Annotated in this window: 17 protein-coding genes; 9 read left to right on the forward strand and 8 right to left on the reverse strand. The window is 61.3% G+C overall.

From position 1 onward, the window contains the following. Nucleotide 1 precedes the first annotated feature (1 nt). The 3 genes from ACP3TE_RS10785 to ACP3TE_RS10795 form a co-directional block, all read right to left on the reverse strand. The gene (locus ACP3TE_RS10785) at nt 2–1,603 is read right to left on the reverse strand and encodes an aldehyde dehydrogenase (NADP(+)) (protein WP_402696927.1); all 1,602 of its coding nucleotides are present in this window, start codon (nt 1,601–1,603) and stop codon (nt 2–4) included. Nucleotides 1,604–1,653: 50 nt separating this feature from the next. Next, nucleotides 1,654–2,592 carry a 5-dehydro-4-deoxyglucarate dehydratase gene (gene kdgD / locus ACP3TE_RS10790; RefSeq protein ID WP_105656281.1) on the reverse strand — a complete coding sequence of 313 codons (939 nt, stop codon included), beginning with the start codon at nt 2,590–2,592 and terminating at the stop codon, nt 1,654–1,656. A 138-nt stretch (nt 2,593–2,730) separates the two neighbouring features. Then, nucleotides 2,731–3,621 (reverse strand): LysR family transcriptional regulator, encoded by an 891-nt coding sequence (locus ACP3TE_RS10795; RefSeq protein WP_105656282.1) that lies wholly within the window; start codon nt 3,619–3,621, stop codon nt 2,731–2,733. Nucleotides 3,622–3,772: 151 nt separating this feature from the next. On the opposite strand from ACP3TE_RS10795, the gene ACP3TE_RS10800 reads away from it, so the two are divergent. The 5 genes from ACP3TE_RS10800 (at nt 3,773) to ACP3TE_RS10820 (ending at nt 9,125) form a co-directional block, all read left to right on the forward strand. Beyond that, on the forward strand, nt 3,773–4,771 hold the full coding sequence (locus tag ACP3TE_RS10800; protein WP_105661987.1) for a Bug family tripartite tricarboxylate transporter substrate binding protein: 999 nt from the start codon (nt 3,773–3,775) through the stop codon (nt 4,769–4,771). 49 nt (nt 4,772–4,820) lie between these two features. After that, nucleotides 4,821–5,405, forward strand: a complete 585-nt coding sequence (locus ACP3TE_RS10805; RefSeq protein WP_133834029.1) for a tripartite tricarboxylate transporter TctB family protein — start codon at nt 4,821–4,823, stop codon at nt 5,403–5,405. Between the two features lie 23 nt (nt 5,406–5,428). Further along, complete coding sequence (locus ACP3TE_RS10810; protein ID WP_105656285.1) at nt 5,429–6,958, forward strand: tripartite tricarboxylate transporter permease; 1,530 nt, start codon at nt 5,429–5,431, stop codon at nt 6,956–6,958. Then, entirely contained in the window at nt 6,955–7,347 is a 393-nt protein-coding gene (locus tag ACP3TE_RS10815; RefSeq protein ID WP_105656286.1) for a universal stress protein, read from the forward strand. Before ACP3TE_RS10810 ends, ACP3TE_RS10815 begins: the two co-directional genes overlap by 4 nt. A gap of 419 nt (nt 7,348–7,766) precedes the next feature. Next, the gene (locus tag ACP3TE_RS10820; RefSeq protein WP_332730670.1) at nt 7,767–9,125 is read left to right on the forward strand and encodes a gluconate:H+ symporter; all 1,359 of its coding nucleotides are present in this window, start codon (nt 7,767–7,769) and stop codon (nt 9,123–9,125) included. Nucleotides 9,126–9,219: 94 nt separating this feature from the next. On the opposite strand, the gene ACP3TE_RS10825 is transcribed toward ACP3TE_RS10820, so the two are convergent. The 3 genes from ACP3TE_RS10825 to ACP3TE_RS10835 all read right to left on the reverse strand — a co-directional run bounded on the left by ACP3TE_RS10825 (nt 9,220) and on the right by ACP3TE_RS10835 (nt 12,617). Further along, nucleotides 9,220–9,933, reverse strand: coding sequence for a FadR/GntR family transcriptional regulator (locus tag ACP3TE_RS10825; RefSeq protein ID WP_133834028.1), 714 nt, complete (start codon nt 9,931–9,933; stop codon nt 9,220–9,222). 66 nt (nt 9,934–9,999) lie between these two features. Beyond that, nucleotides 10,000–11,133, reverse strand: a complete 1,134-nt coding sequence (locus ACP3TE_RS10830; protein WP_105656289.1) for an L-talarate/galactarate dehydratase — start codon at nt 11,131–11,133, stop codon at nt 10,000–10,002. A gap of 260 nt (nt 11,134–11,393) precedes the next feature. Next, entirely contained in the window at nt 11,394–12,617 is a 1,224-nt protein-coding gene (locus ACP3TE_RS10835) for a mandelate racemase/muconate lactonizing enzyme family protein (RefSeq protein WP_105656290.1), read from the reverse strand. Nucleotides 12,618–12,897: 280 nt separating this feature from the next. Here ACP3TE_RS10835 and ACP3TE_RS10840 point away from each other — a divergent pair, with 280 nt between their 5' ends. The 4 genes from ACP3TE_RS10840 (at nt 12,898) to ACP3TE_RS10855 (ending at nt 17,166) form a co-directional block, all read left to right on the forward strand. After that, nucleotides 12,898–13,824, forward strand: coding sequence for a carbohydrate ABC transporter permease (locus ACP3TE_RS10840; RefSeq protein ID WP_105656291.1), 927 nt, complete (start codon nt 12,898–12,900; stop codon nt 13,822–13,824). Next, nucleotides 13,817–14,797 carry a carbohydrate ABC transporter permease gene (locus tag ACP3TE_RS10845; protein WP_286134060.1) on the forward strand — a complete coding sequence of 327 codons (981 nt, stop codon included), beginning with the start codon at nt 13,817–13,819 and terminating at the stop codon, nt 14,795–14,797. The genes ACP3TE_RS10840 and ACP3TE_RS10845 overlap by 8 nt, the downstream gene beginning before the upstream one ends. 96 nt (nt 14,798–14,893) lie before the next feature. Continuing rightward, the gene (locus ACP3TE_RS10850; protein WP_105656292.1) at nt 14,894–16,249 is read left to right on the forward strand and encodes a Gfo/Idh/MocA family protein; all 1,356 of its coding nucleotides are present in this window, start codon (nt 14,894–14,896) and stop codon (nt 16,247–16,249) included. A gap of 8 nt (nt 16,250–16,257) precedes the next feature. Next, entirely contained in the window at nt 16,258–17,166 is a 909-nt protein-coding gene (locus tag ACP3TE_RS10855; protein WP_105656293.1) for an NAD-dependent epimerase/dehydratase family protein, read from the forward strand. A 76-nt stretch (nt 17,167–17,242) separates the two neighbouring features. Here the strand turns inward: ACP3TE_RS10855 and ACP3TE_RS10860 are convergent, their stop codons facing one another. Together ACP3TE_RS10860 and ACP3TE_RS10865 are read right to left on the reverse strand one after the other, a co-directional pair. After that, nucleotides 17,243–18,337 (reverse strand): M24 family metallopeptidase, encoded by a 1,095-nt coding sequence (locus ACP3TE_RS10860; RefSeq protein ID WP_426733525.1) that lies wholly within the window; start codon nt 18,335–18,337, stop codon nt 17,243–17,245. A gap of 2 nt (nt 18,338–18,339) precedes the next feature. Continuing rightward, nucleotides 18,340–20,469, reverse strand: a complete 2,130-nt coding sequence (locus ACP3TE_RS10865) for a DUF6807 family protein (RefSeq protein WP_426733526.1) — start codon at nt 20,467–20,469, stop codon at nt 18,340–18,342. Between the last annotated feature and the right edge of the window lie 15 nt (nt 20,470–20,484).

Genomic DNA, 20,484 nt, shown 5'->3' on the forward strand with positions numbered 1-20,484 from the left:
ATTATTCGCCTTTCGCCTGCAGGACGCCGTCAATCCGGCGGGTCAACTTCCACGGATTGTCTTCCGCGATGGGCTTGGGCAAAAGCGCGTCCGGGAAGTTCTGGTAGGCGACCGGGCGCAGGAAGCGCTCGATGGCCAGGGTGCCCACCGAGGTGGTCCGCGGGTCGGACGTTGCCGGGAACGGACCTCCGTGCACCATCGCGTGGCCCACTTCCACACCGGTTGGCCATCCGTTGACCAGGATGCGCCCGACCTTGGTTTCCAGCGTCCCGATGATCTGCCCTGCGGCTTCGTGATCCGAATCGTCCAGCTGCAAGGTGGCGGTGAGCTGGCCTTCCAGCCGGCCCAGCGCGGTTTGCAGCTGTGCGGCATCGGCGTAGCGAATCACCAGCGAGGCGGCTCCGAAGATTTCGTCTTGCAGCACCGGGTTGGCCAGCAGCTGCTCCACTCCAGCGGTGTAGATGGCCGGTGCCGGAGCGTTCTCGGTTGCCCCTTCGGTGCCACGGCCCAGCAGTTCGACACCGTCCTGGCTGCCGAGCGCTTGGACACCAGCGGTCCAGGAATTGTAGATTCCCTCGGTGAGCATCGTCTGCCCGGAAGTTTCCGGTGCCTGGCCGCTGACGGCGCGGGCGAATGCGTCGCCGGCAGCTCCAGTGGGAACAAAGACGAGACCCGGTGCGGTGCACAGCTGCCCGGAAGAACCGACAACAGAAGCCAAGTAGGCCTTGGCCTGCGCAACGGGATCCTGCGCCAATGCTCCCTCGAAGAAGATCACCGGGTTGATGGAGCTCATCTCGGCATACACCGGGACAGGTTCCGGTCGCGCGGCCGCGGCGGCCATCAGGGCGGTGCCGCCGGCCCGCGAACCGGTGAAGCCCACGGCCTTGATGGCCGGATCCTTCACCAGCGCCTGGCCGATCGACGCGCCGGGGCCATAAACCAGGGAGAAGACTCCCGGGTGCAGCCCGAAGTCGGCGACGGCCTTGCTGATGGCATGGCCAACAATCTCGCTGGTTCCGGGGTGCGCATTGTGGGCCTTGAAGACCACCGGGCAGCCGGCAGCCAGCGCGCTGGCGGTGTCGCCGCCGGCGGTGGAGAACGCCAGCGGGAAGTTCGACGCGCCGAACACCGCGACCGGGCCCACCGGGATCTTGCGCTGCCGGATGTCCACGCGCGGGGCCGGGGTGCGCTCTGGCAGGGCCGGGTCCACGCGCACGCCGTGCTGGTCGCCCTGGCGTACCACCTGCGCGAACAGCCGCAGCTGTCCGGTGGTGCGCCCGCGCTCGCCGGTCAGGCGCGCCTCGGGCAAGCCGGTTTCGGCCATGGCGCGAGCGACCAGTTCGGCGCCCACTGCCTCGATGTTCTCCGCGATGGCTTCCAGGAACTCTGCGTGCTTCGACGGTTCCAAGGACCGGAAGGACTCGAAGGCCTCGGCCGCCGCAGCGGTGGCCAGCTTCAGCTGCTGCTCATCGATGAGGCTGTAGGCAGGTTCCAGGCGCTCGTTGGTCGCCGGGTTATAGCCGTTGACCTTGCGCCCGTTGCCTTCGGTGCTGGCGCCGGCGAGGATGGACTGGCCGGTGAGGTTCTGCGTGGTTGTGCTCATGAATTGCTCCTGAGTCGACTGATTGGTGTGTCGTAAAGTGCCAGTGCTGGTCAGAGGCTCGCGCCGGCGGGAACGATGCCTGCCTGCTGGATCAGCGCGGACAGGTCCGCCAGGTCCTGCTCGGTCAGATCCTGCAGCGGCGGGCGCACCGAGCCGGAGTCGCGGCCGATGGCCTTCAGCCCGCCCTTGACGATGGATACGCCGTAACCCTTGACGCGGTCGCGGATTTCCAGGTACGGCAGCACGAAGCGGTTCAGCTTCTCGTTGACCGCCTTCAGGTCCTGGGCGCGCACATCCTTGTAGAAGTCCAGCGCGAATTCCGGAACGAAGTTGTACATGGCCGAGGAGTAGGTGCTCATGCCCAGCTGCAGCAGCGGCAGCGCGAAGGTCTCCGCGGTAGGCAGCCCGCCCAGGTAGAACAGGCGGTCGCCGTTCTTGGCGTACACCTTGGTCAGGTGCTCGATGTCGCCCAGCGCGTCCTTGAAGCCGATGAAGTTCTCGTGGTTATCGGCCAGCCGGGCCACGGTGTCCGCCGAATAGATCGCGTTGGCGCGGTTGTAGACGATTACGCCGGTCGTCGTCGATGCGCAGATGGCCGACGCGTGCTGGTAGAGCCCTTCCTGGTCGCATTCGGTCAGGTACGGTGGCAGCAGCAGCAGGCCCTCGGCCCCTGCGGCCTCGGCGTCTTGCGCATTCTGGATGGCCTGCTTGGTCGAACCGCCGGCCGAGGCCAGCACCGGAACCTTGGAGCCGGCTTCTTCCACTGCCATGCGGACCACACGCGAGGCCTCTGCCGGGGTCAGCGTGAAGCCTTCGCCGGTGCCTCCGGCGGCGAACAGTCCCGCGACATCGAAGCTGGACTGCCAGGCCAGGTGGTTGCGGTACGCGGCCTCGTCGATTTCCAGGTTCGCGTCGAATGCGGTGACCGGGAAGGAGAGCAACCCGTCCTTGAGCTTGGAGGCAAGTTCGGCGGGGGTGTACTGGGCCATGGTTTGTTCCTTTGACTGGTTCCCACCTCAGGCGAGGCGGGAAAGCTGGGGGCGGTGCATTGGTATTACCCTCAGCCTAGGAACCCTCTATGATGCCTGTCCAAGCCCATATTTGTATTGTTTGATACCTACTGTGCATCATTCAGCGTGCAGCGCGTGGCGCACGATCGAGACCACCCGTTCCAGCGCCGGATTGCGCGAGGACTTGCTCCAGATGGCGTGCAGCTGCACCGGATCGTCGGTAACCTCGCCAAGCCGCAGGTAGCTGACCCCGCCCACGCCCAGCAGCTTGGCACTCTCCGGGACGAAAGCAATACCGCGCCCGGCGGAGACCAGCGCGAGCATGGTCAGCACCTGGCTGACGGTATGGCGCACGTTCTTGTGCTCGATGTCGACGCGGCGCACCACCAGGTCGTAGAAGTAGCGGGCCTTGGTGGGGGAGTGCATGATCAGCGGTTCGTTGCGCAGGTCATCGAACAATACCTCCCGCTGCAGCCGGGCCAGCCGGTGGCCGGAGGGCACTGCCACGTAGAGCCCCTCGGTTAATAGCAGTGCGGATTCGAAGAGCTTCTCGTCGAAGGGCGGGCGGGCTAAGCCCAGATCGATGTCGCCGTCCAGCAGGGCGTCGACCTGCTCGCCGGTCACCATTTCCGACAGCTCCAGGTGCACCTGCGGCATCTGCGCGGAGATTTCTCCCAGCAGCGGGCCGAGCAGGCTGAAGCCCGAGGCCGCGGTGAAGCCGATGCGCAGCTCGCCCAGCTGGCCGGCGGCGATGCGGCGGGCATTGTCCGGGGCACGCTCGGCGGCCACGACCAGCCGGCGGGCATCCTGGAGGAAAGCATGGCCCGCCGCGGTGAGGGCCACGCGGCGGTTGTCGCGCTCGAGCAGTTCCACGCCGACCGTGCGCTCGAGTTTCTGGATCTGCCGGCTCAGCGGCGGCTGAGTCATGTTCAGCCGCTCGGCGGCACGGCCGAAGTGCAATTCCTCGGCAACGGCAACGAAACTGCGTGCTTGGTCCAGAGTAAACATTTGATACCTTTCTGGAATCATTCTATGCACATTCAACCTTGGACATGCATCACTTCAAGTTTCTACGCTTGACTCCAAGACCAGCAAGGTGAGCTGTCTCACTCGAGGCCTCGGCCGGGGTCCCACACTCGACACCACAGGAGAACTTCCCATGAAAAATCGCTTGACTCGCCGCTCGCTGCTCGCCCTCTCGGCCACTGGCGCGGTACTAGCGCTTTCCGCCTGCGGCGGCAACGTCGGCGGGGGCTCGGCCTCCGCCGAATTCCCCAGCGGCCCCATCACCCTGACCGTCGGCCAGGCGCCTGGCGGCTCCACCGACCTGATCGCGCGCGCCGCGGCGGACGGCATGGCGGATTCCCTGGGCGTGGCCCTGCCCGTGGTGAACAAGCCGGGCGCCAACGGCGCGCTGGCCACCGAAGAAGTGGCGGCCATGGCCCCGGACGGGCAGAACCTCGTGCTGCTCAACGCCTCGTTGATCACCATTACCCCGCTGGCGGTATCCGCGGACGAGGCGGTTTCGCTCGATGACCTCGATGTCCTCATGGGACTGAGTCAGGATGACTACGTCATGGTAGCCAGCACCAAGTCGGGGATGGAGAACTTCGATGACATCAAGAACAGCGGCAAGAAGCTGTCCTTCGGCACTACCGGCGTGGGCACCGGCTCGCAGCTGGCCCAGGAACTGATCCTGGCCCAGGCGGGCATCGAAGGCACCACAGTACCATTCGACTCGGGTTCCCCGGCACTGACCGCCGTCATGGGCGACCAGGTACAGGTCTCCACAGTGCAGCTGGGCGAAGCCAAGCCGCAGATCGACGCCGGCACCGTCACCCCGATCGTGGTCTTCTCCTCCGAGCGCAATGAGTTCCTTCCCGATGTGCCCACCGCCATCGAGGCAGGCTATGAAGTCCCGGTCTCCCAGTACCGCGCCATCGCAGCCCCGAAGGGCCTGAGCGATGACGCCAAGCAGAAGCTGGTGGCCTCCATCAAGGACGCGGTAGCCACGGACACCTACACCTCGTTCAACGAGAAGAACATGCTGACTCCGAACGAGATTTCCGGCGAGGAAGTCACCGCCGAATGGAATGAGCTGGCCGCGAAGTACAAGGAACTGACCGATGAGTACGACATCTCGCTGGCCGGCAAGTAGCCTCCCGGCAGCCAGCTGATCCGGAACACTTCAAGCACAGGAGGACATCATGCAAGCCAAACACGTTGAACGCCCGCCGGTGCCCGGCGCGCCCCGCGCGAAATCCGGCCCGGTGCAGCCCGAGGACGATTCGTCGCCCGAGGCGCTGACCCCGGAGGAACTCGCCGCCCAGTGGGAAGCCGAGGCCCCGGAACCGGCCGGACCGGTGGCGAACCTTGCCTCCAGCCTGGTGGTGCTCGCGCTGGGCTGCGCCGGCATGGCGCTGTCCGTTGGCCTGGGGCTGGGCACCCCCGCGGCGCCCAGCGCCGGGATGTGGCCCTTCATCGTCACGCTGATTGCCGCCGTCATGGCCGTGGTGCAGCTCATCGTGGGCAGGCGCGGCGGGCAGGACGGGGAGAAGTTCAGTGCCATGAGCTGGTACACCGTCATTGGTTTCGCCACCCTGATCCTGATGGTGGTGCTCATGCCGCTGATCGGCTTCGAGATTCCCGCGCTGCTGCTGTGCTTCGTGTGGATGCGCTGGCTGGGCGGTGAGCGCTGGCGCTCTGCCGCCTTGTATTCGGTGCTGGTGGTCGTGGCCTTCTACGCCATCTTCATTGCCGCGCTCGGCACCACGATTCCCCGACTGTTCTAAGTCGCAATTAAAGGTTGACTCCCATGGACTTCTTCGGACCAGTCCTGGACGGCTTCGGCACCGTCCTGGACCCCACAAACCTCTTGTATTGCCTGCTCGGCGTTGTCATTGGCATGCTGATCGGCGTGCTGCCGGGCCTGGGCCCGGCGGCCACGATCGCGATCCTGCTGCCGTTGACCTACGGTGTCGAGCCGGTGACCGCCATCATCATGCTGGCCGGCATCTTCTACGGTGCCCAGTACGGCGGCACGATCACCTCGGTGCTGCTGCGCCTTCCCGGCGAGGCCAGCTCGGTGGTGACGGTCTTCGACGGCTATGTCATGGCCAAGCAGGGCCGGGCCGGCACCGCACTGGGCATTGCCGCCATCGGCTCGTTTATTGGCGGCACGATCGCCATTGTGGGTCTGACCTTCCTGGCTCCGCTGGTGGCCAGTTTCGCGCTGGACTTCGGCCCGCCGGAGTACACGGCGCTGGCGCTGCTGGGCATCTTGCTGGTGGCCACCATCTCCGGAGGCTCCAAGATCAAGGCGATCATCGCCGCGGCGTTGGGCCTGTTCCTGGCCACGGTGGGTCGCGATGGCTTCACCGGGGCCGAGCGCTTCACCTTCGGCAACCTGTCGCTGGCCGACGGGATCGACTTCGTGCCGATCGCCATGGGCCTGTTCGGCGTGGGCGAGATCCTCTACAACCTGGAGGAGCGGCACCGGGCCGTGTCCGCCCCGCTGAAGGTGGCCAACGTGTGGCCGCGGCGCCAGGACCTGAAGCAGGCCTCCGGGGCGATCGGCCGCGGGTCGGTGCTCGGCTTCTTCCTGGGCATCTTGCCCGGCGGCGGCGCGACGATCTCCTCGCTGGCCTCCTACGCGCTGGAGAAGAAGACCGCCAAGGACCCTACGCGCTTCGGCAAGGGGGCGATCGAGGGTGTCGCCGGACCGGAAACCGCGAACAATGCGGCGGCGACCAGCTCGTTCATCCCGTTGCTGACTCTGGGCATTCCTGCGAATGCGACGATGGCGATCATCTTCGGGGCGTTGCTGATCCAGGGGGTCACCCCCGGCCCGCAGCTGATCTCCAATGACCCGGAATTGTTCTGGGGCGTGGTGAACTCGATGTATATCGGCAACATCCTGCTGCTGATCATGTCGATCCCGCTGATCGGGGTATTTGTGCGGATCCTGCGCATCCGCGCCGCGATCCTGGCGCCGATTACCGCGTTGATTACCCTGCTGGGCGCGTACACCATCCGCAACTCCATGTTCGACGTGATGCTGGTGGTCATGTTCGGCGCCGTGGGCTACCTGATGAAGAAATTCGGTTTCGAGCCCGGCCCGCTGGTGCTGGCGTTCGTGCTGGGCAGCCTGCTGGAATCCAACCTGCGCCGATCCCTGCTGGTGCTGGAAGGCGACCCCTCGGGCTTCCTGTCCCGACCCATCTCCGCAACGCTGCTGGTGGTGTTCGTGTTCGTGGCCGTGTGGCCGATGATCAAGTCCGCCATCGATCAGCGCAAGAACCGCTTGGTGGCCGTGCAGGCCGTAAAGGAAAAGGAAAACGCATGAGCATCATCGTGGGATACGTCCCCACCCCAGTAGGGCAGGCCGCCGTCGACGCGGCCATCATCGAGGCGAAGCTGCGCGCCGAACCGTTGCTGATCGTGAACTCCTCGCGCGAGGGGTCGCTGGTGGACAAGCACACCGCTTCGCCCGAGGACCTGGAACGCGTACTGCTAGCTGCCGCCGCGGCGGGAGTCGAGGCTCGCATCGTGGAGTCCAGCTACCGTGATGACCTGACCGAGGAGTTCCTCGGGCTGGCCGAGAAGCACGAGGTGTCCTTGATCGTCATCGGGCTGCGCCAGCGCAGCCAGGTGGGCAAGTTCATCATGGGCTCGCACGCCCAGCGAATCCTGCTGCAGGCGCAGCATCCGGTGCTGGCCGTCAAGGCCGGCTGACCCGCTACCGCACCGCTGCCAAGGGCCGCGGAAGGCTTCAACGGAAGCCTTCCGCGGCCTTTGCGCGTCCACGGTCCGGTGGCTCCTCAATGGTTGCAGCGCGTCAACTACTGTGAGGCTCGTCACTCAATGCACGGTTCCCGGGGAGTGCCGAAACGCCGAGCCGAATGCGCTACCGGGCGCGGAGTGCCGGAATGTCGCGGGATCGCGGGGATGGCCGCCACCCGGGCACGCAACGCGATGCCGGCTGGGTATCAAAACATGCGGATCGAGTCTTGGACGGGAGCGATCCCGGCTTACTAACGTGACTACAGGCACATGGCGATATGCGGCAGCTCACGTAAACCCAAGCCCCCGCCGCCACCCGCGATGCCGAGATTCCACCCTTTCCAAAGTATTCCCCAGATCGGAGCCCCTTTATGCCCCTGCTTGTCGTAGCGCTGGCGGTAGTCGTGCTGCTGATCCTCATGATGAGGTTCAAGCTCAACGGATTCATCGCCCTGATCCTCGTCGCCACCCTCGTGGCCTTCTGGGCCGTCGCCACCGGATCGCTGAGCGTGGACGGCGAGCCCGCGGGCGTCGCTGACATCCCGGAGATCATCACCGAGGGCCTGGGCGGGCAGCTGGGAAGCACCGCCGTCGTCATCGGCCTAGGCGCCATGATTGGCCGCGTCATGGGCGACGCCGGGGCGGCGCAGCGCATTGCCCGCAAGATCCTCTCGGTCTTCGGCGAGCGTGGCGTGCAGTGGGCCATGATCATTTCCGCGATGCTGATCGGCGTGACCATGTTCTACGAGGTCGCGTTCGTGATCCTGGTGCCGGTCGCCTTCACCCTGGTGCGCGCCACCAAGGTCAACCTGCTGTGGGTGGGCCTGCCCATGTCCATCTCGCTGTCCACCATGCATTCCTTCCTGCCCCCGCACCCGGGTCCGACCGCAGTGGCCGGGCTGTACAACGCATCGGTCGGATTGACGCTGGCCTACGGCCTGCTCATTGCCATTCCGGCCGGTGTGGCCATTGCGATGGCCTGGCCGCGGCTGTCCTTCGTGCGGCAGATGAACCCGCAGATGCCCTCGGGGCTGCTCGCGGAAAAGGACTTCGCCGACGACGAGCTGCCCTCGGGCGCCTTGTCCTTCCTGGTGGCGCTGCTGCCCATCGTGCTGATTGCCGGTTCGGAAATCCTGCGCATGACCGTGACGCTGAGCAAAGAGGCCGACGATGTGCTCGCGCTGCTGGGCTCTGCGGAAATTGCGTTGCTGATCGCCCTGCTGGTGGCGATTGCCGCCTTCGGCCCGCTGAACAACCGTTCCATGGCGCAGGTCGCCAAGTCGATGAGCGAGGCCGCACGGGCCATGGCCATGATCCTGCTGGTCATCGGCGCCGGCGGCGCCTTCAAGCAGGTGCTGGTTTCCGCCGGCATTGCCGACTACATTGCGGACACCACTGCGGGGTGGAATCTCAGCCCGCTGTTCCTCGCCTGGATCATTGCGGTGATCCTGCGCATCGCGCTGGGATCAGCTACGGTGGCGGTATCGACCGCCGCCGGCATCGCTGCACCGCTGGTCGCGGCCACCGGAGCGTCGCCTGAGCTGATGGTGCTGGCCACCGCCTGCGGCTCGATCGCCTTCAGCCACGTGAACGACCCGGGCTTCTGGATGTTCAAGGAGTATTTCAACCTCAATGTCGGGCAGGCGCTCGCGGTGCGCACCACCTACACCACGACGTTGGCGGTACTCGGGTTGCTCGGGGTCTTCGCACTGGACCTGGTGATCACCTAGGCCCGGTACGGAACTTTGAAGGAAAGACCTCTCGGCGACATGGAGCTGATGGCAGCTGCCACGGCCAGCCGGAGGTCTTTTCCGCGTCCCGGCCCTAAAGCGCGGGGCCGAGCCCCGCTTCGGATTGCAGCCGCAGCATGGAGTTGCCCAAATGCATGCGCATGGCCGCGGCCGCCATGTGCGGGTCGCCGGAGGCAATGGCATCACGCACGGTGCGGTGCTCTGCGGCCACCGAACCCAGCCGGTCGGCGGTGATCGTGTCGGCCGAATCCAGCCGGCCGCGCGGCATCGCGATCATGGAGGGACCGAAATTCTCCACAGCCTGGCCGAAGTAGGGATTGCCGGTAGCCCTGGCCACGGCCAGGTGGAACTCGAAATCGCAGCTCATGCTCACCGCCGCATTGCCCGCTGCGGCCTCGAAGCCCCGCAGGGCCTGGTCCATTGCGGACAAATCCTGCGCGGTGCGGGAGCGGGCCGCGACGGCGGCGGCCTCGGTCTCGAAACCCACCCGGTACTCGATCAACTGGCGGCGTTCCTCGACGGTCCGCGGAACCAGTGCTTGAGCGGCAGGCTCGGCGGGCGGTGGAGGAGTCAAAGCGAAGCTGCCCGCGCCGCGCCGCGTGTAGACCAGCCCTTCGGCCTGCAGCCGGGTGATGGCCTCGCGGACCACGGTGCGCGATACCCCGTGCTCGGCGATCAGCTCGTTCTCGCTGGGCAGCTTCTGTCCCGGAGGAATGGCCCCGCCGCTGATCTGCGCGCGCAGGTGCCCGACCAAGGCCGATGCCAGATTGGGTTTGGCGTTGTGCATGCTTAAAGGATAAGCGCCGGAACCGCCTGGCAGGCGGTTCCGGCGCGAAGGTCCAGTCATGGGGACTCAGGCGGTGCCGAATTGCGCGGTTTCGGTGGTCCACGCGCGGGCCTGGTCGCTCAGGGTGAAGCCGAGCCCTGGCCTGTTCGGAACGATCATCCGGCCGTCCTTGGTTTCCAAGTGCTCATTGAACAGCGGGTCGAGCCAGTCGAAGTGCTCCACCCAAGGCTCGCGTGGGTACGCTGCTGCCAGATGCAAGTGGATTTCCATTGCGAAGTGCGGTGCCAGATCCAGCCCAGCCTGGTCAGCGAAAGTTGCCAGTCTCTGGAACTGGGTGATGCCACCGACCCGGGGAGCGTCAGGCTGGATGATGTCGCAGGCGCGTGCGGCAATCAGGCGTTCGTGCTCGGATACCGAAGCAAGCATCTCTCCTGTGGCTATTGGCGTATCCAGGGCAGCGGTCAGGGCCGCATGGCCTTCAGCATCGTAGGCATCCAGCGGTTCTTCGATCCAGACGAGGTTGAACTCCTCGAGCCTGCGCCCCATGCGCAATGCGGTAGCGCGGTCCCATTGCTGGTTGGCGTCGACCATGAGCGGGAAATCCGGGCCAATATGCTCGCGCACTGCGGCAACGCGGCGCAGGTCTTCGGCGCTGTCCGGCAGGCCGACCTTGATCTTGATGCCGCCGATCCCTTCCTCGATGGACTGGGTAGCCCGATCCTTGACCTCCTCGATGCTGGCGTTCAAGAAGCCGCCGGAAGTATTGTAGGTGCGCACCGAATCGCGGTGGGAGCCGAGGAACTTGGCTAGCGGAAGCCCCGCGCGCTTGGCTTTCATGTCGTAGAGCGCGATATCAAGTGCGGCCAACGCCTGGGTCGCCACACCAGAGCGGCCCACCGAAGCGCCGGCCCAGAGGAGCTTGGTGTACAACTTGGCGATGTCACTTGGATCTTCGCCAATCATCGCTTGTGCGACTTCCTTGGCATGGGCGTACTGTGCAGGACCGCCAGCCCGCTTGGAGTAGGAGAACCCGAAACCCTCATGGCCCTGTTCCGTGGTGATCTCCGCGAAGAGGAAGACCACCTCGGTCATTGGCTTCTGGCGACCGGTGAAAACTTTCGCATCGGAGATCGGTGTGGCCAGCGGCAACCGGGCCGTTGAAAGCTTGACGTGGCGGATGGCGTCGGGGGTATAGGTCATGGCGGGAATCTCCTGTTGGGATCACTGTGGGGGTAAGCTCATTTAATTACTTATCCTATAAGTAAGAAACTTATTACACAAGTGATTTTTCGAGTGTTTTCTTCGGTGGCCTGCTGCCCCTTTCTTCTCTGTGGTCGAATGCGCCCGGAGCTGCCTCTCGGGTGCTTGAAACCACGGCAGGTTCCCGTCTGGACGGCGGGGCTCCAGGCAATCGCGGGCTGTCCGCAATGCTTGAAGCGGCTATTGCCTTGCCGGATCATTTACCCTTCGCAAGGCGCAGTGGTCAAGACCAGATGCTTGAGGGCATGGTTTTCAAGAACGACTGGATCCGGAGTGAAACCGAGCCCGGCTTCCGTTGGCAGACGGATCGTACCCTCGTTAGTGAGCTTCCCCTGATGCGGCGCATGCCAAGGGTGGAGCTGGGTTTCCCAACCGAGGAAGGGGATTTCCAATTCCGGACGGAGTGACCCGTTGGCAAGCTGGACTTCCTGGTCTGCGGCGATCAGCTGCGCGGTGGCCAGGAGGGCCGGACCGTAGTAGAAGCAGTGTGGCACCACATGGACATTAAGCCGTTGACCCGCCTCGCGAATTTTGAGCATGGCGCTGAGTCCGCCAATCTTTCCGACGCTAGGCTGGGCAAACTGCAGGGCGCCGAGTTCCATATCCGAGGTCAGCCCCTGGACCCCTGAATGGTTTTCTCCACCGGAGACGTTGCCGAAACGAGCATTGAGGGCGGCTAGTGATTGCGAATCATCTGGCGGGAAGATCGGTTCTTCGATCCACAGCAGCTCCAGGTCCGCCATGGCAGCAATCGACGACCCGGCTTCGGCTGGATGATGCCACTTGCAATTGACATCGACCATCAGCGGGTGGGAGCCCACGGCCTGCCGTGCGGCCTTGATGGCTGGAATCGAGGACTCATGGATTTTGAATGCCTTGAATCCGTGTTCCAAAGCCCTGGAAAGATGAAAAGCAACCTCCTGCGGATCCTCGGCATAGTGGACCAAAGACGCGTAGGCATTGATTTCATGGCGGGCATCGATATTGATGAATTCCCGCAGCGTCTGTCCTGCACGACGTGCCGCTATATCCCAAAGAGCGATGTCCACTGCGGATAGTGCGAAGTGAATGGGTCCGGTGCGCCCGAAGGCGTGGAATGCATATTCGGCCGAGGCAATGCTCCCGTCGAGGGCCGATGAACGCCCTAAGAAAAAGGGGGCCACGATCTGTTCAAGGGCAGCCCATGTCGCGGGATTGGATTTGTGGCCGAAGGCTTCGCCCCAGCCGGTGAACCCATCCGCGGTTTGCACCTTCACCATTAATGATTCCATCTGGGTCAACGTGCGTGATGATGCATTGAAAGCATCGATTGATTCCGCATTGGAATCTTCCTGGCTTCGCCGCGCGGCATCAAAAGGCAGTGATATCCAATAGAGCTCTATTGACACGATAGTGTCACTTAAACCGTCTTTGGCCTGCGACATTTTACTGATCTCCTATTTTCATATGGACGCATCCAGCGACTGTTCGCACCGTGTGATGGCGTCCAGCGGTGGCTCCGAGGCGATTCCTCAAACCTATCTCGCCAGTGTGGTTGACCTCACGTTGGTGTTTAGTTTAGCGTTGAGGAATAGAGATTGGAAAGCGCATTCCTGAAGTCGATTTCGAATCATCTTCACCAAGCGCTTCTAGCAAGGAGTCACTCATGTCGGTCCCGATTCGTAAGGGCTGCCTTCGCGTTTCGTCGAAAGGAGGTAGTGGTCAATGAGCGCCATTGCCGAACTGCAGAACCTCAGCAAGAACAATGGCCGCAAAGTCCCTCCCAAGGACAACAAGGCAGCGCATATCTTCCTCATTCCGTGGACGATCGGGTTATTCCTTATCACCCTGGGGCCCATGGCCATGTCGCTGTATCTTGCGTTTACGGACTACAACCTTTTGCAGGCTCCGTCCTTTTCAGGATTTGAGAACATTGAACGGATGCTCGACGACCAGCGGCTGCATAATTCATTGCGGGTCACGTTCACCTACGTTTTGATCGGTGTTCCGTTGCAGCTGGCAGTGGCCCTCGCCGTAGCAATCTTGCTTGACCGGGGAATGCGCGGGCTCTCTTTTTACCGCTCAATTTTCTACCTGCCTTCCATGCTGGGTTCCTCAGTTGCAATCGCAGTGCTGTGGAAGCAGATTTTCGGTACCACCGGCCTGGTGAATCAGCTCTTGGAATTGGTCGGTATCCAAGGCATTGGATGGATCTCCGATCCAAATACGTCACTTGGAAGCCTGATCTTGCTCAACGTGTGGACCTTCGGCTCACCGATGGTGATCTTCCTTGCGGGTCTGCGTCAAGTTCCCATGATGTATTACGAAGCAGCCTCCATTGATGGGGCGAGCAAATGGCGGCAGTTCCTGAGTATCACGTTGCCGATGATTAGCCCCATTATTTTCTTCAACCTGGTCCTGCAGATCATTGGGGCCTTCCAGAACTTCACTCAAGCTTTCATCGTGTCCAATGGATCGGGCGGTCCTGCCGATTCCACCATGTTCTTCACGCTCTACCTGTACCAGCAAGGATTCAAACAGTTCGATATGGGTTATGCCTCAGCCATGGCATGGCTCCTGGTGCTCATAGTTGGTGCATTTACCGCTGTGAACTTCTTCGTTTCTAAGTATTGGGTGTTTTACGATGACTAATCAAACTTCACTTCCAGATTCGCAAGTACGCGGTGGGTCACCGCAAGAACTCGTGCTTGATGAGGAAGAACTTCTCGGAAAAAAGCCGCCGGTTGGCGGTACTGATGAACGAGGCAAGACCGTTAAGGGTAAGAGCCCGAAGTTCAAGGTTTCAATGCGCTCATTGCTAAAGCATGCGCTGCTGATCCTGGGTGCCGGAGTCATGATCTATCCATTGCTGTGGATGGTAGCTAGCTCCTTCCGCCCGAACGACCTGATCTTCCGCGAGGCCGGTTTGGTTATTTCCCAGGTGGACTGGAATAACTACCCCAGCGGTTGGAACGCGCTGTCTGAACCTTTCAGCAAGTACTTGATGAACTCTGCGATTTTGGTTTTGGGATGCATCCTTGGCAACTTGGTGTCCTGCTCCATGGCGGCATACGCATTTGCCAGGCTTGACTTCAAGTTCAAGAAGATTATGTTCGCGCTGATGCTGATGACCATCATGCTGCCGATCCACGTGATTATCGTTCCGCAGTACATCATGTTTTCTCAGATCGGCTGGGTCAATACCTTCTGGCCAATCATCGTTCCGAAACTACTTGCCACGGACGGGTTCTTCATCTTCCTGATGATCCAATTCATCCGAGGAATCCCTAAGGATATGGATGAAGCAGCCCGAATCGATGGCGCCGGCCATCCACGAATCTTCCTGCAGATCATCCTGCCGCTTATGGTTCCAGCCTTGGCAACTACGGCAATCTTCACGTTCATCTGGACCTGGAGCGACTTCTTTACCTCACTGATCTACCTCACCAACCCGAGTAATTACACCGTGCAAGTTGCGCTCAACGCATTCATAGACTCCACCGGAGAATCCAACTGGGGCGCACTGTTCGCAATGTCGATCGTCACGTTGGTCCCTGTATTCCTTGCCTTCCTCTTCGGGCAGAAATACCTGGTCAAGGGCATCGCAACTACTGGTATCAAATAGCAGGAATATGCCACTGGCCTAGGACAACAGCGCTAGGCCAGTGGCCTCGACCGATACCAGACACAAGCGCCAGAAACTTATCGTAGGAGAAACCGCATGGGAAGCTCATCACGCACCAGCTACGTACTGATCGGCACAGGGAACCGATGCGAAATGTACCTGACTGCTATCTTCGGTGAACATAGCGACGTCGCTGAACTTGTCGCATTGGCAGATACCAACCAGGGGCGAATCGAGTACTACCAAGACGTAGTCGAACAGACCTTCGGCGAGAAGGTCGGGTCCTTTGATCCGCAAGACTTGGCCAAAGTCATTCGAGAACGCCACATTGACCGGGTAATCATCACGAGCCCGGACTACACGCATGCTGAGCTGATCTGCACCGCTCTGTATGCCGGCGCCGACGTGATAGTTGAGAAACCACTAACAATTGATGCGCCGAGCACCGCTCGTATAGCTCGGGCGGTGGAAGAAAGCGGCCATGAAATCGTGGTCACGTTTAACTACCGTTATTCTCCTCGGAATACAGCCCTGAAGAAGGCCATCGACGATGGGAAAATCGGCCAAGTCACATCCGTGGACTTCAACTGGATGCTGGATACCGTTCACGGAGCAGACTACTTTCGCCGATGGCATCGACTCAAGGAAAACTCTGGCGGCTTGCTAATCCATAAGTCCAGCCATCATTTCGATCTGGTCAATTGGTGGCTCGACGATTCACCGCAGAAGGTCTTTGCAACAGGAGGGCTGAAGTTCTACGGGCCCGACAACGCAGAGTTCAGGGGCCGCCAAGCCAACGAACGCGGTACCCACGGGCTAAGCGATAAGGATCCGTTTGATTTGGATCTTCGCAGCGATGAGCGGTTGGAAAAGCTCTATCTAGAGAACGAACACTTTGATGGGTACCGCCGAGACCAGGGAGTCTTCAATGGCGAGATCACCATCGAAGACAATTTGAGCCTGACTGCTGAGTATCAAAACGGACCGGTGCTTTCATATTCCCTGAACGCGCACAGCCCATGGGAAGGATACCGGGTTGCGGTGAACGGGACGGAAGGACGCCTGGAACTGGACGTTGTCGAACGGGCAGCAGTACTGCCCGCGGCCGGCGGGCATCCGGTGGATCCTTCATATAGCAATGATGGCCAGAGCGGCAATGCCAGGTCGAAAGGCGAGAGATTGCTTTTGCAGCGGCATTGGGAAGAAGCAGTGGAGATTCAGATCGAAAACTCGAATGGATCGCATGGTGGCGGCGACAAGCTCCTGCTCGAAGAGCTCTTCCGCGGAGCCAACGAGGATGGATATGCGCGGCAGGCCGGATTCATCGACGGTGTGCGCGCCATTGCTGTCGGGATTTGCGGAAATCAATCGCTGGAAACCAGGCAGCTCGTGGACGTCGGGAGTGCTGGCCTGGGCGTGGACATTTCGTTTCAACCGAAGGTCAAGGTGTAAACGGAGCCATGGGTGAAAAAGTCGTCATCACCGGGGGAGCAGGGCGTTTAGGCCGTGCCGTGCTCGCGGGGTTTTCCCACGCAGGGCATGAAGTGATCTCTCTTGACAGGCAGATTCCGGAAGAACCTCTCGATGGCGTGGAGTATCACTGCATCGATCTGATGGATGCGAAGGCTACGCATGCGCTATTCGAGCAGCTTGCTCCGCAAGCGGTGGTGTCCCTCGCGGCAATGGCTGTTCCTTTCATGGCCCCGGAAGAGGTGCTTCTGCACACGAACGCGACCATTGCCCATAACGTCACCTCGGCGGCAGTGGAGGCCGGTGCTACCAGGGTCGTGCTGGCCTCCAGCCCATCAATAATGGGCTATGGTTCTCCGGGCGGATGGGTGCCGGAGAAGCTGCCTCTTGATGAAAACGAAGTTCCCAAGCCATGGCATGCTTATGGGCTTTCCAAATTCGTAGCCGAGCAGATTGCCGCCATGTTCGCAGCGAAAATGGGACCGGCAAGTTCGGTGAAGTTCGCTTCCTTCAGGCCCTGCTATGTGATCGCAGAGGAAGAGTGGGCCGGCGCTCCAACGCAGCAGGGACACACTGTTGCTGAGCGCCTACAAGATCCTCGCTTGTCAGCGCCTGCGCTATTCAATTACGTTGATGCGCGGGACGTGGCAGATTTCCTGCTGGTACTGCTTGAACGGTTTGACCGCGTAGAGAATGGCTCGGTGTTCTTCGTTGGTGCAAAGGATGCCATGGCAACGCGTCCGCTCGCAGAGCTGATCCCAGAGATTTATCCGGAGCTCGAGGACGTCGCAGCGGGACTCACCACGGATAGCCCTGCCTTCAGTATCCAGAAAGCGCGAGATGTCCTTGGCTGGGAACCGAAACGCAGCTGGCGCTCGGAATTGAAGGCCACCGTATAAAAGGCATCGGTACATAAAATTATTGGCTGGGAAACCTCAAAAGGATTTCCCAGCCAATAATTGTTTAGGGGTGCGCTTAGCGTTGAAGTACTGCCGGCCGTGGCAAACCGTTAACCAGGTTTGAGGGCCAGAGCGGATCGAAGGTGAGAACCTCAAAATCCCCGGACTCGGTCAGCAGCATGGTGTCCTCAACTTTGAACGCCAGACCATCGCGTGCTGCACTGGGATTGAACGCAAAAGCCTGGTTCAACTGGAAGAGATCAGTTGCTCCTGGGGTGAGCCGGGGATCTCGTCCGTTGTAGCCGGCAATGCCGCCTTGATGATGCAACGACCATTCCCCGGCATCGAAACCATGCTCCGGGTAGGATTCCTGGATGACGGGCAATAATTCACCGAGAACGCCGCCAGGGCGAATTGCCGCAAGGATATCTGCCTCGACAGCCAGGATGTCGTCTTCTCCAGAGAGTTCCTGAGGCGTCGGCGCACCGAATCGCACCCACCTGGTGATGTTGGCAATGAGCCCATGACGTCTTACGCACAGCACTGCCATGGCTTTGCCTCCGAGCGGGGCCGCGGTGGGCAGGGGGTGCCGGGCTGCGGCACGTGAATCGCCGCTGACCAAGGCAACGAGCACTTCGCCTCCTTGGACGACGGCTCCAGCTGTCAGCTTGGCTGCCACGTCGAACTCGGAATCATCGCTACGGGCGGCCGACAGCACTTGGGTCATGAGCGCAGCCGTGTCGCGGCAAAGAGCGCGATACCTATTAATCTCAGTTTCATTGAGTGCTGAGCGAAGGGCTCGCAAATCGGACTCGATTTCCCGCTCGCTGAGGATCTTTTGTCCGCTCGCCGCTGGAAACCATTCTCGGACATTGTCGAGATCCTGGTACCAGGCGGTGACATGCACCGAAACTTGTTCCACGTTGCCGAGCTCTTCTCGCTGGATCCGTGCAGCTTCGCTCACGGACGTTGCAAGCTCGCAACCCTGGGCATGAACCAGAACCCGGGCAATGGGTGGTGCCGCAAGAGATACGTGAGTGCGGGCACCGCCCAAGAGCCAGGCAAGCGAAGCGGGGGTTGAGAGAAGCAGATACTGCCCATGGTGGCTTCTGATGAGCTCGACCAGTTGGGCATGCTTCTTTGCGTATTCATGAGTGGCGGTGGTGGGCACAATCAGCCTTCCTTGGAACCTGAACCGTATTTTCGGGCTAGCAGGGCCACGGTCTGCACCGGGACCCTCCCATCAACCACGAGTACTCGAACTTGGCGGGTTATCGCTTCCTGAGGGTCCAGCACAACCGGTGTAGACCAGGCCAGCGAACTGCCGACACCCGGATATCCAGAACTGCGAACAAACCATGGGTCATCATGCTCACTGCAGAAAATGATGGTGGCATCCCCGTGGCCTTCAGCAAGATCAGCCAAAGCCACCGAGTCCGAGGAGAACGTGGCACTGAAAGCGAGCCACGGACTGTGCACACCGTGGACTTGCGATTCCCCGGTAGCCGATGGGGTAAAAATCTGTGGATCAGCGATTGGCGGCAGACGCCAGAAGAAACCTCCGTAGCCGCCGTTGTGACGGCCGTTGGTACCCGGAGAGCCAAGCGACACTTGGCGTTCGCGCGCCGAGAGCCTGAAACTGAAATCCAGGCTCCAGCCAGTGATGGCGCTTTCGTGGTCCTCAAATGCATTGAGCTCAATTGAACGGTGCTCATCGAGCAGGATTTCCTGTTCGTGGCTGACCCATTCAAGCTGCGAATCCAAAGCGCTGCCATTGCGGGCGAACGCATTGGACGCTGTGCGGATATGTCCATGGTCCGCACGCCATATGTAGCGTGAGGCGTCGCGGGTGTAGGTGCGCCCACCCCAGAAATTGGTCCCGTTCACATCTTGCAATGCAACCCCGACACCTAGATGCCAGGTGTGGTCAAGCGGTTGCTGCTCACTGACCACAACTCCGTTGAAGGTCTTCAGGTTATCCAAGAAAGGACGCGGTGAATTGGTGCGGGAAATATCTTCTCCCGTCCGCAACTCCGCAAGGGTGCGCTGCTTCCCCGTTGCGGGATTGATCAGCGACAACGAGCCACTGGTTTTCGCTGGCAAGGCCCAAGGCGCTCCGAGTGAAGAGAAACTGGACTGCGCCGCCACCGCCCGGTCGATGAATCGTTCGATGTTCGGTATCACTGGGTGGAAATCTGCTCCATCCCCTGCAGGGATAACCTGCTCTTCCGCGATCTGAGTTGGAGTATCCGAGGTCCGTATCTGCTCGAGGACGCGCATGAAAGCACCGGCCGACGCCAAAGAGCTCAAGAGTTCGGTTTCGCTGCCGTTGCGCACCTCGACGAGGTTCTCGAGAAGGTTGACTCGTCCGAAAACTTCAGAAGATTCTGGAAGCCCCAAGTCCGGGTTGGGTCGAACCAGCAGCTCATCACGGGTGTAGTACAAGGTTGCGGTGCCTTCGGTGCCATAGATGGTGATCCATGGATCCTGCTGTTCACTGGCGCAAACGGTCAGCGCGGCAATGACGGGGATTCCGGTGCTCGTTTGCACGCGCACCACGGAGGTATCGTCTGCTTCGATGCTGTGGGCGTGATACAGCTCGGTGGCCAGATGGGCGACATCCTGGGCTTTGCGCGCTCCGGCGATGTGCAAGGCGCTGGCGACCGCGTGGGCCAGGGGATTGGTCACTACACCGTCGGCAATCTCGACGCCGTCGAGTTTCCGATGTCCTGCCCAAGGCGAACGTTCATAGTAGCCCGTGGTGCGGAGCCAATTTCCACTGGCACCCACCGCACGAAGGGCCCCGATGGGAGAGTTCTTCGCGTTATCGGCGAAGAACCCATCTATGGTTTTCAAGGCTGTCGAGCCAAGGGCCTGGAACCCTACCTGCACGTGGGCGCCAGCATCGGCCGCGGCTTGCAGCAGGCGTGAATACTGATCCAGGGTCGCTGTCGGCGGTTTTTCGAGGTAGAGATCTGCACCTGTACGCAAGGCCCTCATCGCCAGGTCGGCATGCGTACTGATCGGCGTTGAAATAATGATGATGTCCGGGGTTAATCCGGAGCTGAGGAAAGCATCAAAGTCGGCGAACACGTGCGTGTCCTTGCCGCGAATCTCTTTCCCGGGATCGACCGGATCGATGCCGGCAAGGAACGTGATTTTCTCCTCGGCTGCGAGTCGATGGATATTTGCCAAATGCTGGCGTCCGAATCCGTTCAGACCAATCAGCACCACCGCAGGAGCAGTTGGCGCTGCCAGGGCACTAGTCGTTGCAGATCCCGCTGCGGTGGCTTGCTGATTCATCGTGTTCCTTCAGAG

The organism is Glutamicibacter sp. 2E12, from assembly GCF_050030965.1.
In the GTDB taxonomy this organism is placed as follows: Bacteria; Actinomycetota; Actinomycetes; order Actinomycetales; family Micrococcaceae; genus Glutamicibacter.

What these genes read in the sequence shown, in the direction of transcription:
- ACP3TE_RS10785 (WP_402696927.1), bottom strand. Translation starts at nt 1,603, where the DNA reads ATGAGCACAACCACGCAGAACCTCACCGGCCAGTCCATCCTCGCCGGC.
- kdgD (WP_105656281.1), bottom strand. Translation starts at nt 2,592, where the DNA reads ATGGCCCAGTACACCCCCGCCGAACTTGCCTCCAAGCTCAAGGACGGG.
- ACP3TE_RS10795 (WP_105656282.1), bottom strand. Translation starts at nt 3,621, where the DNA reads ATGTTTACTCTGGACCAAGCACGCAGTTTCGTTGCCGTTGCCGAGGAA.
- ACP3TE_RS10800 (WP_105661987.1), top strand. Translation starts at nt 3,773, where the DNA reads ATGAAAAATCGCTTGACTCGCCGCTCGCTGCTCGCCCTCTCGGCCACT.
- ACP3TE_RS10805 (WP_133834029.1), top strand. Translation starts at nt 4,821, where the DNA reads ATGCAAGCCAAACACGTTGAACGCCCGCCGGTGCCCGGCGCGCCCCGC.
- ACP3TE_RS10810 (WP_105656285.1), top strand. Translation starts at nt 5,429, where the DNA reads ATGGACTTCTTCGGACCAGTCCTGGACGGCTTCGGCACCGTCCTGGAC.
- ACP3TE_RS10815 (WP_105656286.1), top strand. Translation starts at nt 6,955, where the DNA reads ATGAGCATCATCGTGGGATACGTCCCCACCCCAGTAGGGCAGGCCGCC.
- ACP3TE_RS10820 (WP_332730670.1), top strand. Translation starts at nt 7,767, where the DNA reads ATGCCCCTGCTTGTCGTAGCGCTGGCGGTAGTCGTGCTGCTGATCCTC.
- ACP3TE_RS10825 (WP_133834028.1), bottom strand. Translation starts at nt 9,933, where the DNA reads ATGCACAACGCCAAACCCAATCTGGCATCGGCCTTGGTCGGGCACCTG.
- ACP3TE_RS10830 (WP_105656289.1), bottom strand. Translation starts at nt 11,133, where the DNA reads ATGACCTATACCCCCGACGCCATCCGCCACGTCAAGCTTTCAACGGCC.
- ACP3TE_RS10835 (WP_105656290.1), bottom strand. Translation starts at nt 12,617, where the DNA reads ATGTCGCAGGCCAAAGACGGTTTAAGTGACACTATCGTGTCAATAGAG.
- ACP3TE_RS10840 (WP_105656291.1), top strand. Translation starts at nt 12,898, where the DNA reads ATGAGCGCCATTGCCGAACTGCAGAACCTCAGCAAGAACAATGGCCGC.
- ACP3TE_RS10845 (WP_286134060.1), top strand. Translation starts at nt 13,817, where the DNA reads ATGACTAATCAAACTTCACTTCCAGATTCGCAAGTACGCGGTGGGTCA.
- ACP3TE_RS10850 (WP_105656292.1), top strand. Translation starts at nt 14,894, where the DNA reads ATGGGAAGCTCATCACGCACCAGCTACGTACTGATCGGCACAGGGAAC.
- ACP3TE_RS10855 (WP_105656293.1), top strand. Translation starts at nt 16,258, where the DNA reads ATGGGTGAAAAAGTCGTCATCACCGGGGGAGCAGGGCGTTTAGGCCGT.
- ACP3TE_RS10865 (WP_426733526.1), bottom strand. Translation starts at nt 20,469, where the DNA reads ATGAATCAGCAAGCCACCGCAGCGGGATCTGCAACGACTAGTGCCCTG.